The sequence below is a fragment of the Mycobacterium arosiense ATCC BAA-1401 = DSM 45069 genome, assembly GCF_002086125.1.
GTDB lineage: Bacteria > Actinomycetota > Actinomycetes > Mycobacteriales > Mycobacteriaceae > Mycobacterium > Mycobacterium arosiense.
Genome location: NZ_MVHG01000004.1, coordinates 172,961 through 188,194 on the forward strand (window position 1 = coordinate 172,961; position 15,234 = coordinate 188,194).

The following is a 15,234-nucleotide window of genomic DNA, read 5'->3' on the forward strand; positions in this document are numbered from 1 at the left end:
GGCATGCCCGTCGACCGCAGGTGGCTCCACCGCACGCTGACCGCGATCGCCGCGGCCGTCGCACTCTATCTCGGCTCGGCGGCCCAGCTGCCCGCCGCCTGGGCACACGTGCACGCCAGCAGCGACGACGCGGTGCGCGGGGCCATGGCGATCGTCACGTTCCAGGTGCCCAACGAGTCGAACAGCGGGGCACTCACCACCGCCCTGACCGTCACGCTTCCCAACGTCGCGTCGGCGCGCACCGAAAACCTGCCGGGCTGGACCGCCAGGCTCGACCGCGACGCGGCGTCGGGCACCGTGCGTTCGGTGACGTGGACCGCCGCCCTCACCGGCGGCATCGGGCCCGATCAATTCGCCCTGTTCCGGCTGTCGGTGAAGCTGCCCGACACGGACACCGTCAGCTTCCCCGCCACGCAGACCTACTCCGATGGAACCGCCGTGAATTGGGATCAGCCGCCACGGCCCGACGGGAGCGAGCCGGAGCACCCGGTACCCACGCTCACCCTCGCCACCGGACCGGCGGCCTCGCACCAACACCACAGCTCGCCCGGCGCCGCGCCGGCCGGGCCGACCGCGGCCGACAACACCGCCCGGCTGTTGGGCGGCGCCGCTTTGGTGGTCGCCGCCGCGGGCATCGCGATGGCACTGATCCGCCGGCGGCCATGAGGCGCCTGGCGGTTGGCACGTGCGTCGGCGTCATGTTGGTGATCGCCACGCTGACCGCGCCGGCCGCGTCGGCCCACGCCACCCGCGTGGCCAGCGATCCCGCAGCCGATGCGGCCCTGGCGACGGGCCCGCAGCGGGTGAGCGCCACGTTCAACGAGCAGTTGCAAACCACGTTCGCCGCCATGACGGTGATCGGGCCGGACGGCAACGTGTGGTCCACTGGAGAGCCCACCGTGCGGGGCGCAGTGGTCGGCATCGCCCTGCGACCACTCGGGCCGGCCGGAACGTACACGGTGAACTACCGCGTCACCTCCGCCGATGGCCACGTCGTCTCCGGATCCTGGTCGTTTCGGCTCACGGTGCCCGGCACCGGCGCGCCGGGTCCCCCCGCGGCGGCCCCGGCGGATGGCGGTGCGCTCCCGATCTGGCCCTTCGTGGCCATCGCGGTGACGCTCGTCGCCGGCGGTGCCTGGTGGGCGGCGCGGGGCAGGCGCTGAGAACGGCGGCGGGCGAGCCAGGCCCCCCGATGCGTCCTGGCATGATGGGACCTTGAACCCGGTGAGCTAGGGGAACGACGACAGAGGAAGCTCAAGGAGCGGCCGCATGGCAGACCCGCAGGACCCAATCAGTAGCGCACCCGACGGCGCCGGCATCCCGCCGGAGAAGAAGCCGCCGGCCAAGGCCGTGAAGAAGACGGCGAAAGCGCCGGCCAAAAAGGCACCTGCGAAAAAGGCGCCCGCCAAAAAAGCACCCGCCAAAAAAGCACCCGCCAAGAAGGTGCCGGCGAAGAGCGCCGAACCGGCGCCCCCGAAGCCACCCGAGCGGCCGCTCGACGCTGCGCAGCGGGCCGAAAGCAACGGCGACCTCACGGCCGCCGCCAAAGATGCTGCCGCGCAGGCGAAGTCCGCCGTGGAAGCCGCCAACAATCCCGTCTCGCCCGCGATCGTCGGTCCGGCGGGTCAGTCCCCGGTGCCCCTGATTGTTGCCCTGGCCGTCAGCCTGCTGGCCATCCTGCTCATTCGCCAGCTGCGGCGCCGCTGAGAACGTGACGGTGTCATTTCGGCCGACGGCCGACCTCGTGGACAGCATCGGCCCCGACGTACGCAGCTGCGACGTGCAATTCCGCCAGTTCGGCGGCCGGGCCCAATTCGCCGGGCCGATCAGCACAGTGCGGTGCTTTCAGGACAACGCGCTGCTGAAATCGGTCCTCTCGGAGCCCAGCGGCGGCGGGGTCTTGGTCATCGACGGCGACGGCTCCCTGCACACCGCGCTGGTCGGCGACGTCATCGCCGAGCTGGCCCGTTCCCACGGCTGGGCCGGGCTGATCATCAACGGCGCCGTGCGCGACGCGGCCGCGTTACGGGGCATGGACCTCGGCATCAAGGCGTTGGGCACCAATCCCCGCAAGAGCACCAAGACCGGTGCCGGCGAGCGCGACGTCGAGGTCACCCTCGGCGGGGTGACGTTCGTGCCGGGCGAGATCGCCTACAGCGACGACGACGGAATCGTCGTCGTCGCCGCGGACTGACCGGCTAAACCGCCACCGGGGCAGGCTTTTTCGCGAACTTCAAGCCTTCGTCGTCGACCCTGCCGCGCCGGATTGTGCGCATGTCGAAGAAGTAGTTCTGCTTGAGCCGCCACGGCGCGCGCGATCCCGACTTCGGCAGCAGGTGCATCGACCGCCGGAAGTAGCCCGGGGTGAAGTCCATGAACGGCAATTCGTCGACGTCGTCGCCCGGGTGCTGCGGCTCGACGAAGTCGAAACCCTTGGCGTCCATGTAGTTCAGCAGTCGGCACACAAACTCCGAGACCAGATCGGCCTTCAGCGTCCAGGAGGCGTTCGTGTATCCGAACGTGATGGCGAAATTCGGCACACCGGAGAACATCAGCCCCTTGTACGTCATCAACGAGGTCAGGTCGATGTCCTCACCGTTGCGGGTCGGCTTCACCCCGCCCAGCAGCTGCATGTTCAATCCCGTTGCGGTGATGATGATGTCGGCCGACAACTCCTCACCCGAGGTGAGCCTGATGCCCGCAGTGGTGAACCGGTCGATGGTGTCGGTGACGACGTCGGCCTTGCCGTGCCGGATGGTCCGGAAGAAGTCGCCGTCGGGGGCCAGGCACAACCGCTCGTCCCAAACGTTGTAACGCGGGCCGAAGTGCTTTTCGACGTCGTAGCCCTCCGGCAGGCGTCGCTGCGCCATCGTCATCAGCGTCTTGCGCATGTAGCCGGGCGCCTTGCGGGACAACTGATACTGGAAAGTGCTGAACGCGATGGCTTTCCAGCGGTTGGCCACGTGCGCGAGGCGCTCGGGCAACCACCGGTTGGCCTTTTCGGCAAAGGGATCGACCCCGGGCAGCGACCCGATGTAGGTCGGTGAGCGCTGCAGCATCGTCACGTGTCCTGCGCCCGAGTTCACCAGGGCGGGAATCAGGGTGATCGCGGTGGCTCCGGATCCGATGACGACGATCCGTTTGCCTGCGTAGTCGAGGTCCTCCGGCCAGTGCTGCGGGTGCACGATGGTGCCGCCGAAGTCCTCGGCGCCCGGGAAGGTGGGCGAGTACCCCTCGTCGTAGTTGTAGTAGCCGGTGCAGGCGAACAGGAACGAGCACGTGATCTCGCTTTGCCGGCCGTCGCTCTCTACGGTCACGGTCCAGCGGTTGTCGCTGTCGGACCAGTCGGCGGCCACCACCCGATGGCGGTAGCGGATCTTCGGCTCGATCTGGTTCTCGATCGCGGTCTCCTTGATGTAGGCCTTGATCGAGGCCCCGTCGGCGATGGACTTCGCCGAACGCCAGGGCTTGAACCGAAAGCCCAGGGTGAACATGTCCGAATCGGACCGGATGCCCGGGTACTTGAACAGGTCCCAGGTTCCGCCGAGGTCGGCGCGGCGTTCGAGGATGGCGTAGCTCTTTGTCGGGCAGCGTTCCTGCAGATGCCAGGCCGCGCTCATGCCGGAGATACCGGCGCCGACGATGAGGACGTCAAGGTGCTCAGTCATAACGCCAACGCTATCAACACCGTGTTGAACCAGTCAACACCGTGTCGAAACTTTCGACAACGTGTAAAGTAGCGGCCGTGACTACCGTCGGTTCCGCCCGCACCCACCGGGGCAGGCGTTCGACGCGCCCGTCCGGCGACGACCGGGAACTGGCCATCCTGTCCACCGCCGAACAGCTGCTGCGGGAACGCCCGCTCGCCGATATCTCCGTTGACGACCTGGCCAAGGGGGCCGGCCTGTCCCGGCCGACGTTCTACTTCTATTTCCCGTCCAAGGACGCGGTGCTGCTCACCCTGTTCGAGCGGGTGATCATGGAGGCCGACTCCGCCCTCGAGACGCTGGTGGCCACCCCGCCCGCCGACCTGAAAGCGCTCTGGCGCATCGGGATCAACGTGTTCGTCGAGACGTTCGGGGCGCATCGCGCGGTGTCACTGGCCGCCGACGCGGCGCGCAGTAATAAGGATGTCGACGACCTGTGGTCGCGCTTCATGCAGAAATGGGTCGACCACATCACCACCGTGATCGAAGCCGAGCGCGCCCGCGGCGCGGCGCCGGTGACACTGCCGGCCCGCACCCTGTCCGCGGCGCTGAACCTGCTCAACGAGAAGGTCATGCTCAGCACGTTCGCCGACGGGCGGCCGTCGGTGCCCAGCGAGCAATTGCTCGACACGCTGGTGCACATCTGGGTCAGCAGTGTCTACGGCGACGCCTGCTGAAGCCGGACTGTCGGCGCCTTATGCGAACATATGTTCGTGCGGTGCGATGCGTCCATCCTGCACGCGGACCTGGATTCCTTCTACGCGTCCGTCGAGCAGCGCGACGACCCGACCCTGCGGGGCCGCCCGGTGATCGTGGGCGGCGGTGTGGTGCTGGCCGCGAGCTATGAGGCCAAGGCCTACGGCGTGCGCACCGCCATGGGCGGAGCGCAGGCGCGGCGGCTGTGTCCGCACGCCGTGGTGGTGCCGCCGCGGATGAGCGCCTATTCGCGCGCCAGTGACGCCGTCTTCGAGGTGTTCGGCGACTTCTCCCCGATCGTCGAGCCGCTGTCGGTGGACGAGGCCTTCCTCGACGTCGGCGGGCTGGGTCGGGTCAGCGGCAGGCCGGTCGCCATCGCCGAGCGGCTGCGTGCGGACGTGCGCGAGCGCGTCGGGCTGCCGATCACCGTCGGCGTCGCCCGCACGAAGTTTCTGGCCAAGGTCGCCAGCCAAGAGGCCAAGCCGGACGGGCTGCTGTTGGTACCGCCGGATCAGGAGTTGACCTTCCTCCGCCCGCTGCCGGTGCGCCGGCTCTGGGGTGTGGGCGCGGTGACGGCCGAGAAGCTGCGCGCGCACGGCATCGTGACCGTCGCCGACGTCGCCGAGCTCACCGAGTCCGCGCTCAGCTCCATGGTGGGCGGCGCGATGGGCCGCCAGTTATACGCGCTCTCCCGCAATATCGACCGTCGCCGGGTGACCACCGGGGTCCGTCGCCGGTCCGTCGGCGCGCAGCGGGCACTGGGACGCGCCGGAAACACCATGTCTCCCAACGAGATCGACGCCGTCGTGGTCAATCTGATCGACCGCATCACGGGTCGTATGCGCGCCGCCGGGCGTACCGGTCGCACCGTGGTGCTGCGGCTACGCTTCGACGACTTCACCCGGGCGACCCGATCGCACACGTTGCCGTGGGCGACGTCATCCACGGCGCCCCTGCTGGCCGCCGCGCGCGGGCTGGTCGCGGACGCGGCGCCGCTCATCGCCCAGCGCGGTCTGACGCTGGTCGGCTTCGCCGTGTCGGGCATCGACCGCAGCGGCTCCCAGCAGCTGGTGCTGCCGTTCGCCGACGCGAAGCGCTCGGGGGACGACATGGACGCGGCCATCGACCGGGTGCGCCGCCGCTACGGCAAGTCGGCGCTCACGCCCGCGGTGCTGCTGGGTCGCGATCCCGGCTTTGAGATGCCGCATCTGCCGGACTAATTGGCGCCGGTCCACTCCAGCAGCCGCTCGGCGGGCCAGGTGTTCACGATCCGGTCGGCGGGAACGCCCGCGTCCAGCGCGCGCTGGGCGCCGTAGCCGAGGAAATCCAGCTGCCCGGGCGCGTGCGCGTCGGTATCGATGGTGAATACGCACCCGATCTTCAGCGCCAGGTTCAGCAGCCGGGTGGGCGGGTCGCGCCGCTCGGGGCGGGAGTTGATCTCGACCGCGGTGCCGTGCTCGCGGCACGCGGCGAACACCGCCTCGGCGTCGAACTTGGATTCCGGCCGGATGCCGCGATTCCCGGACACCAGCCGGCCGGTGCAGTGCCCTAGCACGTCGGCGTGCGGGTTGGCCACCGCGCGCAGCATCCGCCGGGTCATCGCCGGCGCATCCATCGACAACTTCGAGTGCACGCTGGCCACCACCACGTCGAGGCGCTCGAGCAGCTCGGGTTCCTGGTCGAGGCTGCCGTCGTCGAGGATGTCGACCTCGATCCCGGTGAGGATGCGCATCGGCGCGAACTTCTCCCGCAGTCCGTCGATCACGTCGAGTTGCTTGCGCAGCCGGTCCGGCGAGAGGCCGTTGGCGATGGTCAGCCGGGGCGAGTGGTCGGTCAGCGCACAGTACTCATGGCCCAGCGCCGCCGCGGAGGCCATCATCTCCTCGATCGGCGCCGAGCCGTCCGACCAGATGGAATGCAGATGCAGATCGCCGCGCAGCGCGGAGCGGATATCACCGCCGCCGAGATCCTCGGCGGCCGAACGGAGTTCGACCAGCAGGTCGGGTTCGCGGCCGGACCATGCCTGGTCGATGACCTTGGCGGTCTTGGGCCCGATCCCCGGCAGGGACTGCCAACTGTTGGCCTGACCGTGCCGCTCCCGGGTCGCCTCGTCGAGGCCCTCGATGGTGTCGGCCGCATTGCGGTAGGCCATCACGCGCCGGGGGTCGTGGCGGCTGCGGTCCTTGAAATAGGCGATCTGCCGTAACGCCGCTACCGGATCCATGACTCCAGTGTGCCCGCCCCGCTCACAACAGCTGGCCGGCGACGAACCCGGCGAGCAGCACGCTGAACCCGCCGATCTCCCCGGCGATCAGCGCGGCCATCGCCAACACGAGGCGCCCGTCGGCGTTTTCGAACTGGTTGACGGTGTCGCGACGCGCGCCGTGGCTGATGTAGGCGGCGATGGCGGCAACGAAAAAGAAGACGACCACCCCCGCCGCCATCAGGTTCACCCACCCCGGCCAGGCGCTCAGTTGCACGAACACCGCGAGCAGCAGCGTCGCGAACGAATACAGCAGCGCCGCCCTGTGCGCGATGTCGACGTAGGGATGCGCGAGGTGATTCTCCGACGCGATCATCTCGCGGTATTTCCACACGCCCAAGACGAGCGCGAGCAAAAAGATCAGGCCCGCAGCCAGCAGGGTGATCTTGGTGTCTATGCCGAGGGAGCCGCACACAGCCGTCATCGCAAGGTTGAGTTTAGTTGTCCTTCATAAATACCGACTAAAATCGACGGCATGCGATTCGCGTTCAAAACTTCCCCGCAACACACCACCTGGGCGCAGATGCTGGCCGTCTGGCAGGCGGCCGACGACATCGAGGTCTACGAGTCCGGGTGGACGTTTGACCACTTCTATCCGATCTTCTCCGACAGCAGCGGGCCCTGCCTGGAGGGCTGGACGACGCTGACCGCGCTCGCACAGGCCACCCAGCGGCTGCGGGTGGGCACCCTGGTCACCGGAATCCACTACCGCCACCCCGCGGTGCTGGCCAACATGGCCGCCGCGCTCGACATCATTTCGAACGGACGGCTCGAGCTGGGGGTCGGCGCCGGCTGGAACGAAGAGGAGTCCGGCGCCTACGGCATCGAACTGGGCAGCATCAAGGAACGCTTCGACCGCTTCGAGGAGGCGTGCGAGGTGCTGACCAGCCTGCTCGGCCAGGAGACGACCGACTTCGACGGCAAGTTCTACCAGCTCAAAGGCGCCCGCAACGAGCCAAAGGGCCCGCAGCGCCCGCACCCGCCCATCTGCATCGGCGGCAGCGGGGAGAAGCGCACGCTGCGCATCACCGCTCGCTACGCCCAGCACTGGAATTTCGTGGGCGGTCCGCCCGACGTCTTCGCCCACAAGCGTGACGTTCTGGCCTCGCACTGCGCGGACATCGGCCGCGATCCCAAGGAGATCACGCTCTCGGCCCACCTGCGCCTGGAGCCGGATCTGAATTACGGGAAAGTCATCGAGGACGCCGCCGCCCTGGCCGCCGAGGGCTTGGATCTGGGCATTGTCTACCTTCCGCCGCCACACGATCCGGCGGTGCTGGAACCGCTTGCCGAGGCGATCCGCGACTCGGGTCTGTCGGAGGGGTGACGGCGCATCCGGGGTGGCCCGGCGACAAAATCCCGCCGCGCGTGGTTTGAGCAAACCCGCAGCGCGCCGTTGGGCGCGACGGCCGGGCGTCACGCACCGAACAGCAGCAAGTCCTGGGCGGTCACCAAGCGCTCGTGCTTAGCGGGAAACTCACGACTTTTGACCGGGTGACGCAACCATGACCAGGCGATTCGCCCCATCCGTGACTGAGGTAATGGGTGGATATGCACAAGAATCTCTCCTGCGATCGGTCGTTCAACCGGGAGACCGGTGTGACCCCCATGTGAGCGGGCTCACAACGGGTTATTAGACACCAGGCCGCTGGCAAACAGTGGGAGACTCGCCGAACGAAGGTGGGCGTGTTTCTGGTGTGACTGGTGTTACTACTGAAGCGGTACCGCGGTGGGCTTGACCGGCGCCGGCAACGCGGTCGACCCCATCAGGAATCGGTCGGTCGCGGCCGCGGCCGCCCGCCCCTCAGCTATCGCCCAGACGATCAGCGACTGGCCACGACCCATGTCACCGGCAACGAACACGCCCGGAACCGACGTGTCGAAATCGGCGCCGCGGGCGACGTTGCCCCGCTCGGTGAGCTTCACCTCGAGGTCGGTGAGCAGGCCCTCCTTCTCCGGACCGACGAATCCCATCGCCAGCAACACCACGTCGACCTCGAGTTCGAACTCCGAACCCTCCACCTTGACGAACTTGCCGTCTTCCATGGTCACCTCGTGCGCCTTGAGCGCCGTCACGTGACCGTCCTTGCCGACGAACTCCTCGGTGTTGACCGAGAACACCCGCTCGCCGCCCTCCTCGTGCGCCGAGGACACCCGGTACATCAGCGGGTAGGTCGGCCACGGCGTGGACGGGGCGCGCGTCTCCGGCGGGCGCGGCATGATCTCGAATTGGTGGATGACGGACGCGCCCTGCCGGTGGGCGGTGCCCAGGCAGTCCGCGCCGGTGTCCCCGCCGCCGATGATGACGACCTTCTTGTCCTTGGCGGTGATCGGCGGCTCCCCGTCGGGCCCCAGCACGTCGTCGCCCTCCTGCACGCGGTTACCCCACGGCAGATACTCCATCGCCTGGTGGATGCCGTCCAGTTCGCGGCCGGGGATGGGCAGATCGCGCCCCGCCGTGGCGCCGCCGGCCAGCACCACGGCGTCGAAGTCGGCGCGCACCTGCTCGGCGGTGATGTCCACTCCGACGTTGACACCCGTGCGAAATTCGGTTCCCTCGGCCCGCATTTGATCCAACCGGCGGTCTAGGACACGCTTTTCCATCTTGAATTCCGGGATGCCGTAGCGCAGCAACCCACCGATGCGATCGGCCCGCTCGAAGACGGTGACCGTGTGGCCGGCGCGGGTCAGTTGCTGGGCGGCGGCCAAACCCGCCGGCCCGGAACCCACCACGGCGACCTTCTTGCCGGTTTTCTTCTCCGGCGGCAACGGCCGCACCCAGCCCTCGTCGAAGGCCTTGTCGATGATCTCCAGCTCGATCTGCTTGATCGTCACCGGGTCCTGGTTGATGCCGAGCACACAGGCCGGCTCGCAGGGGGCCGGGCACAGCCGCCCGGTGAAGTCCGGGAAGTTGTTGGTCGCGTGCAGCCGCTCGATCGCGTCCCGCCACCGATCCCGGCGCACCAGGTCGTTCCACTCCGGGATCAGGTTACCCAGCGGACAACCGTTGTGGCAGAACGGAATACCGCAATCCATGCAACGGGTCGCCTGCTCCCGCAGGGTCTCGTTGTCGAACTCTTCGTAGACCTCGCGCCAGTCGCGCAGCCGCAGCGGGACAGGCCGGCGCTTCGGCAGTTCCCGATGCGTGTGTTTCAGGAAGCCGCTCGGATCAGCCATGCGCGGCCGCCATGATCGCCTTGTCGACATCCACGCCGTCGCGTTCCGCTTCGGCGATGGCCTGCAGCACCCGCTTGTAGTCCCGCGGCATCACCTTGGTGAAGTGCCGCTGGTGTTGCGTCCAGTCACCCAGAATGCGCTGACCGACCGCGGAATCGGTGGCATCAACGTGTGCCTGAATCATGCCGTGTAACCACTCGTAGTCATCGTCATCCAAGCTCTCGAGCTCGACCATCTCCGCGTTGAGATTGTCTGGGAGTTCGCCCTGCGGGTCGTAGATGTAGGCCACGCCGCCGGACATGCCCGCCGCGAAGTTACGGCCGGTGCGACCGAGGATGACAACCTTGCCGCCGGTCATGTATTCGCAACCGTGGTCGCCGACGCCCTCGACGACGGCGTGCGCACCGGAGTTACGGACGGCGAATCGTTCGCCGACCGCCCCGCGCAGGTACGCCTCGCCGCTGGTCGCACCGAACAGAATCACGTTGCCGCCGATGATGTTGTCCTCGGCCACGTAGTCCTGAGGCGCGTCGTCCGACGGCCGCACCACGATCCGGCCACCGGACAGGCCCTTGCCGACGTAGTCGTTGGCGTCGCCGTAGACCCGCAAGGTGATGCCCCGCGGGACGAACGCACCGAAGCTGTTACCCGCGGACCCGTCGAAGGTGACGTCGATGGTGCCGTCCGGCAACCCTTGACCGCCATAGGCTTTGGTGACCTCGTGGCCGAGCATGGTGCCCACCGTGCGGTTGACGTTGCTGATGGTCGTGGAGAACCGCACCGGCTTCCCGGAGTCCAGCGCCTCGCGGCTCATCACGATCAACTGCTGATCGAGCGCCTTGTCCAGGCCGTGGTCCTGGCGTGAGCTGCAGTACAGGTCCTGGTTCATGAACGCCGACTCCGGCTCGTGCAGAACCGGGGCCAGATCCAGCCGGTGCGCCTTCCAGTGCGCCCGGGCCAGCGTCGTGTCCAAGGACTTCACCTGGCCGACGGCCTCGTTGATCGTGCGGAAGCCCAACTGCGCCATGTATTCACGGACTTCCTCGGCGATGAACATGAAGAAGTTCTCGACGAACTCGGGCTTGCCGGTGAAGCGTTCGCGGAGCACCGGGTTCTGGGTGGCTACCCCGACGGGGCAGGTGTCCAGGTGGCAGACCCGCATCATGATGCAGCCGGAAACCACCAGCGGGGCGGTGGCGAAGCCGAATTCCTCGGCGCCGAGCAGCGCGGCGATCATCACGTCGCGTCCCGTCTTGAGCTGGCCGTCGACCTGGACCACGATCCGGTCACGTAACCCGTTGAGCAGCAACGTCTGCTGCGTCTCGGCCAGCCCCAGCTCCCACGGGGCCCCGGCGTGCTTCATCGAGGTCAGCGGGGTGGCACCGGTGCCGCCATCGTGTCCGGAGATCAGCACCACGTCGGCGTGGGCCTTGGACACCCCCGCGGCGACCGTGCCGACGCCGTTCTCGGAAACCAGCTTGACGTGCACACGCGCGGCCGGGTTGGCGTTCTTCAGGTCGTGGATCAGCTGGGCCAGGTCCTCGATCGAATAGATGTCATGGTGCGGCGGCGGAGAGATCAGGCCGACCCCGGGAGTGGAATGCCGGACTTCGGCAACCCAGGGATACACCTTGTGTCCGGGAAGCTGGCCTCCCTCACCGGGTTTGGCGCCCTGCGCCATCTTGATCTGAATGTCGGAGCAGTTCGTCAGGTAGTGCGATGTGACGCCAAACCGCGCCGAAGCAACCTGCTTGATCGAGCTGCGCCGCCAATCGCCGTTGGGATCGCGGTCGAAACGCTTGACGTCCTCGCCGCCCTCACCGCTGTTGGACCGGCCGCCCAGTCGGTTCATCGCAATGGCCAACGTCTCGTGCGCCTCGGCGGAGATCGAGCCGTAGCTCATCGCCCCGGTCGAGAAGCGCTTGACGATTTCGCTGGCGGGCTCGACTTCGTCGAGGGGAATCGGGGGATTGACCCCGGCCCGGAACTTCAGCAGGCCGCGCAGCGAGGCCATGCGCTCGCTCTGGTCATCGACCAGGCGGGTGTAGTCCTTGAACACCTTGTACTGGCCGGTGCGCGTGGCGTGCTGCAGCTTGAAGACGGTCTCGGGGTTGAACAGGTGGTACTCGCCCTCGCGGCGCCACTGATATTCCCCGCCCACCTCGAGCTCGCGGTGGGCCCGCTCGTCCGGGCGGTCCAGGTAGGCCAGCGCGTGCCGGGTGGCGACGTCGGCGGCGATGTCGTCCAGGGTGATACCGCCGATGGGACAGCTCAATCCGGTGAAGTACTCGCTGAGCACGTCCTCGGAGATGCCGACGGCCTGGAACAGCTGGGCACCGGTGTAGGACGCCAGCGTCGAGATGCCCATCTTGGACATGACTTTGAGCACGCCCTTGCCGGCGGCCTTGATGTAATTGCTCAGCGCCGTCTTGCGGTCGATGCCCTCGATGTCGCCACGGTCGAGCATGTCCTCGATGGACTCGAACGCCATGTACGGGTTGATCGCCGCGGCGCCGAAGCCGACCAGCGCGGCCATGTGGTGAACCTCGCGGGCGTCACCGGTTTCCACCACCAGCCCGACGTGGGTCCGGGTGCGGTCGCGCACCAAGTGGTGGTGCACCCCCGCCACCGCGAGCAGCGACGGGATGGGCGCCATCTGCTCGTCGGATTCGCGGTCGGACAAGATGATCACGCGCGCCCCGTCAGCGATCGCCGCCGACGCCTGCGCGCGCACCTCCTCGAGCGCGGCCGCCAGCCCGGCACCGCCTTCGGCGACCGGGTACAGGCAGCGAATCACCTTGGAACACATGCCATGCGGACGGCCGTTGACCTCGTCGTCCGGGTCGAGGTTGATCAGCTTCGCCAGCTCCCTGTTACGCAGGATCGGCTGTGACAGCACGATCTGGTGACACGAACGCTCGGTCGGCGTGAGCAGGTCGCGCTCGCCTCCGGTGGTGCCCTGCAGGCTGGTCACCACCTCCTCGCGGATGGCGTCCAGCGGCGGGTTGGTCACCTGCGCGAATAACTGCTGGAAGTAGTCATAGAGCATCCGGGGTCGCTGCGAGAGCACCGCGACCGGGGTGTCGGTACCCATCGACCCGATCGGCTCGGCGCCGCTGCGCACCATGGGCGCCACCAGGAGGTTGAGTTCCTCGTAGGTGTAACCAAACACCTGCTGCCGCTTGACCAGTCGGTCATGGGGCATCCGCTTGTAGTTACCCTGCGGCAGGTCGTCGAGCGGGACCAGGTTCTTGTCCAGCCATTCCTGGTAGGGGTGCTCGGCGGCCAGCTCGGCCTTGATCTCCTCGTCGGAGACGATGCGGCCCTGCGCGGTGTCTACCAGGAACATGCGGCCGGGCTGCAACCGCATCCGGCGGACCACCGTGGCCGGGTCCAGCTCCAGCACACCGGCCTCCGACGCCATTACTACCAAGCCGTCTTCGGTGACCCAGATCCGCGAGGGGCGCAGGCCATTACGGTCGAGGACCGCGCCGACGATGGTTCCGTCGGTGAACGTGATCGACGCGGGACCGTCCCACGGCTCCATCAACGACGCGTGGTACTGGTAGAACGCTCGCCGCGCGGGATCCATCGACTCGTTGCGTTCCCACGCCTCGGGGATCATCATCAACACCGCGTGGGCCAGGCTGCGCCCGCCCAGGTGCAACAGTTCGAGCACCTCATCGAACCGCGCGGTGTCGGATGCCCCCGGCGTACAAATCGGGAACAGCTTCTCGACGTCGGCTTCGGTTCCGAAGATGTCCGTCTTGATCAGCGCCTCGCGGGCGCGCATCCAATTCTCGTTACCGGTGACGGTGTTGATCTCACCGTTGTGCGCGACGCGACGGAACGGATGCGCCAGCGGCCACGACGGGAACGTGTTGGTGGAGAACCGGGAGTGCACGATGCCCAGCGCGCTGGTCAACCGATCGTCTTGCAGGTCAAGGTAAAACGCCTTGAGCTGCGGGGTGGTCAGCATGCCCTTGTAGACGAATGTCTGGCCGGAAAGGCTTGGGAAGTAGACGGTTTCGCGGCCGGGCCCGTCCTGGCCGGGGCCCTTGGTGCCCAGCTCGTGCTCGGCGCGCTTACGCACCACGTAGGCGCGCCGTTCCAGCGTCATGCCGGATGCGCCCGCCAGGAACACCTGCCGGAACGTGGGCATCGCGTCGCGGGACAAGGCGCCCAGCGACGAATCGTCGATGGGCACGTTGCGCCAGCCCAGCACCGTCAGGCCTTCGGCTTCGGCGATCTTCTCCACGGCGGCACACGCGGTCGCGGCGTCCTTGGACGACTGCGGCAGGAACGCGATGCCGGTGGCGTAGCTGCCCGGGGGCGGCAATTCGAAATCCACGACTTCGCGGAGGAAGGCGTCCGGAACCTGAAGCATGATGCCCGCGCCGTCGCCACTGCGGGGCTCGGCGCCCTGGGCACCCCGGTGTTCGAGGTTCAGCAGCGCGGTGATTGCCTTGTCCACGATGTCGCGGCTACGACGGCCGTGCATATCGACGACCATGGCAACCCCGCACGCGTCGTGCTCGAACGCGGGGTTGTATAACCCGACGCGCTTGGGCGTCATATGCACCTGACCCTTCACCTGAACGTTCTGCGTGGCCGTTAGCAGCGGCCCCGGCGAGGTCGCACCCGTGAGGTTGCGGGCTATAACCCCTTCGGTCTTGTCTCGATGGGCTCTGCTCCAGGCGGAGGTACACCTGCTAGCGACGTCCGTGCAGCTCTGAACGGTGGCCTGGAACCGGTCTCGACAAGTCGTAAAACGATATGACAATACCCGCCTGACATGCCAACTTCGTCAAGTCTAGCCGCCAGCGGGGCGGCGCCGTAATTTTCGCCGCCGGCGGTGAACCCCGATTCTCGCCAACCACGGGCCGCGGCGCACAATCCGTCCACAGCAGGGCCTATTCCAGGCTCCCCCGCACGCTGACGGGCGGCCGTTTTAAGTTTGCTGACGGGCGCGCGGGGTCGCGTTGGCGAGGTCGCCGTGGTGGGTACCAGCGTGCTCAAAGGGCGCCGGGGGGCGCCGTGGGTTTCGGCAGCTTGCGCGGGCGAGTTTGCGGGTTCGCGGATGGGGCGTAGCAGGAGATACTGGACGGGTATCAGTCAGACCCGGCGCCGCGGGTCGGACCGTGGCGCTTATCACGTCACACCCGCGCCGCCGCCGGACCACCGGCACGACGATCGACCGCCTGGCACCCGAGGAGCCCATGAACGAGCGCGACGAATTCCTGCGGGACCGTCTGCAGCCCGAGCGGCCTGACAACCCCGCCGCACTCCCGCCCACTCCCACTCCCCAACGGCGCCAGCCAGCCCCGAACGAGCCCCGGGCCACCACATCTCCCGTGACTCACCGGCCCGCTGCGCCGCGCCCGCTGTGGG

At 67.8% G+C, this 15,234-nt stretch carries 12 protein-coding genes and 1 pseudogene; 8 read left to right on the forward strand and 5 right to left on the reverse strand.

Features of this window, described 5'->3' with window-relative positions; translation table 11 throughout:
* Nucleotides 1–3 precede the first annotated feature (3 nt).
* From BST14_RS03405 to rraA, 4 genes are all read left to right on the forward strand, one after another.
* On the forward strand, nt 4–666 hold the full coding sequence (locus BST14_RS03405; RefSeq protein ID WP_083063176.1) for a YcnI family copper-binding membrane protein: 663 nt from the start codon (nt 4–6) through the stop codon (nt 664–666).
* Nucleotides 663–1,163: a copper resistance CopC family protein gene (locus BST14_RS03410; protein ID WP_083063177.1), complete on the forward strand. Its 501-nt coding sequence runs from the start codon at nt 663–665 to the stop codon at nt 1,161–1,163. Before BST14_RS03405 ends, BST14_RS03410 begins: the two co-directional genes overlap by 4 nt.
* 106 nt (nt 1,164–1,269) lie before the next feature.
* Nucleotides 1,270–1,707, forward strand: a complete 438-nt coding sequence (locus BST14_RS31355; RefSeq protein WP_083063178.1) for an Rv3852 family protein — start codon at nt 1,270–1,272, stop codon at nt 1,705–1,707.
* A gap of 4 nt (nt 1,708–1,711) precedes the next feature.
* Nucleotides 1,712–2,194: a ribonuclease E activity regulator RraA gene (gene rraA, locus BST14_RS03420; protein ID WP_083063179.1), complete on the forward strand. Its 483-nt coding sequence runs from the start codon at nt 1,712–1,714 to the stop codon at nt 2,192–2,194.
* Between the two features lie 4 nt (nt 2,195–2,198).
* Here the strand turns inward: rraA and BST14_RS03425 are convergent, their stop codons facing one another.
* A complete protein-coding gene (locus tag BST14_RS03425) occupies nt 2,199–3,668 on the reverse strand; it encodes a flavin-containing monooxygenase (RefSeq protein WP_083063180.1) in 1,470 nt (489 codons plus the stop codon).
* 77 nt (nt 3,669–3,745) lie between these two features.
* Here BST14_RS03425 and BST14_RS03430 point away from each other — a divergent pair, with 77 nt between their 5' ends.
* Entirely contained in the window at nt 3,746–4,384 is a 639-nt protein-coding gene (locus tag BST14_RS03430) for a TetR/AcrR family transcriptional regulator (protein ID WP_083063181.1), read from the forward strand.
* Nucleotides 4,385–4,414: 30 nt separating this feature from the next.
* Nucleotides 4,415–5,623, forward strand: a complete 1,209-nt coding sequence (gene dinB / locus BST14_RS03435) for a DNA polymerase IV (RefSeq protein ID WP_083063182.1) — start codon at nt 4,415–4,417, stop codon at nt 5,621–5,623.
* Here dinB and BST14_RS03440 read toward each other — a convergent pair.
* Together BST14_RS03440 and BST14_RS03445 are read right to left on the reverse strand one after the other, a co-directional pair.
* The gene (locus BST14_RS03440) at nt 5,620–6,627 is read right to left on the reverse strand and encodes a PHP domain-containing protein (protein ID WP_083063183.1); all 1,008 of its coding nucleotides are present in this window, start codon (nt 6,625–6,627) and stop codon (nt 5,620–5,622) included. The two genes, dinB and BST14_RS03440, sit on opposite strands and share 4 nt — an antisense overlap.
* A gap of 22 nt (nt 6,628–6,649) precedes the next feature.
* Complete coding sequence (locus tag BST14_RS03445; RefSeq protein ID WP_083063184.1) at nt 6,650–7,090, reverse strand: hypothetical protein; 441 nt, start codon at nt 7,088–7,090, stop codon at nt 6,650–6,652.
* A gap of 51 nt (nt 7,091–7,141) precedes the next feature.
* Between BST14_RS03445 and BST14_RS03450 the strand changes: the two genes are divergently transcribed.
* The gene (locus BST14_RS03450) at nt 7,142–7,993 is read left to right on the forward strand and encodes an LLM class F420-dependent oxidoreductase (RefSeq protein WP_083063185.1); all 852 of its coding nucleotides are present in this window, start codon (nt 7,142–7,144) and stop codon (nt 7,991–7,993) included.
* Nucleotides 7,994–8,376: 383 nt separating this feature from the next.
* Here the strand turns inward: BST14_RS03450 and BST14_RS03455 are convergent, their stop codons facing one another.
* Nucleotides 8,377–9,843, reverse strand: coding sequence for a glutamate synthase subunit beta (locus BST14_RS03455; protein WP_083063186.1), 1,467 nt, complete (start codon nt 9,841–9,843; stop codon nt 8,377–8,379).
* Complete coding sequence (gltB, locus tag BST14_RS03460) at nt 9,836–14,419, reverse strand: glutamate synthase large subunit (RefSeq protein WP_083063187.1); 4,584 nt, start codon at nt 14,417–14,419, stop codon at nt 9,836–9,838. Before gltB ends, BST14_RS03455 begins: the two co-directional genes overlap by 8 nt.
* Nucleotides 14,420–14,984: 565 nt before the next feature.
* On the opposite strand from gltB, the pseudogene BST14_RS30515 reads away from it, so the two are divergent.
* Nucleotides 14,985–15,234: pseudogene (locus BST14_RS30515) on the forward strand (hypothetical protein); the annotation flags it as partial.

What these genes read in the sequence shown, in the direction of transcription:
- BST14_RS03405 (WP_083063176.1), top strand. Translation starts at nt 4, where the DNA reads ATGCCCGTCGACCGCAGGTGGCTCCACCGCACGCTGACCGCGATCGCC.
- BST14_RS03410 (WP_083063177.1), top strand. Translation starts at nt 663, where the DNA reads ATGAGGCGCCTGGCGGTTGGCACGTGCGTCGGCGTCATGTTGGTGATC.
- BST14_RS31355 (WP_083063178.1), top strand. Translation starts at nt 1,270, where the DNA reads ATGGCAGACCCGCAGGACCCAATCAGTAGCGCACCCGACGGCGCCGGC.
- BST14_RS03425 (WP_083063180.1), bottom strand. Translation starts at nt 3,668, where the DNA reads ATGACTGAGCACCTTGACGTCCTCATCGTCGGCGCCGGTATCTCCGGC.
- dinB (WP_083063182.1), top strand. Translation starts at nt 4,415, where the DNA reads ATGTTCGTGCGGTGCGATGCGTCCATCCTGCACGCGGACCTGGATTCC.
- BST14_RS03440 (WP_083063183.1), bottom strand. Translation starts at nt 6,627, where the DNA reads ATGGATCCGGTAGCGGCGTTACGGCAGATCGCCTATTTCAAGGACCGC.
- BST14_RS03445 (WP_083063184.1), bottom strand. Translation starts at nt 7,090, where the DNA reads ATGACGGCTGTGTGCGGCTCCCTCGGCATAGACACCAAGATCACCCTG.
- BST14_RS03450 (WP_083063185.1), top strand. Translation starts at nt 7,142, where the DNA reads ATGCGATTCGCGTTCAAAACTTCCCCGCAACACACCACCTGGGCGCAG.
- BST14_RS03455 (WP_083063186.1), bottom strand. Translation starts at nt 9,843, where the DNA reads ATGGCTGATCCGAGCGGCTTCCTGAAACACACGCATCGGGAACTGCCG.
- gltB (WP_083063187.1), bottom strand. Translation starts at nt 14,419, where the DNA reads ATGACGCCCAAGCGCGTCGGGTTATACAACCCCGCGTTCGAGCACGAC.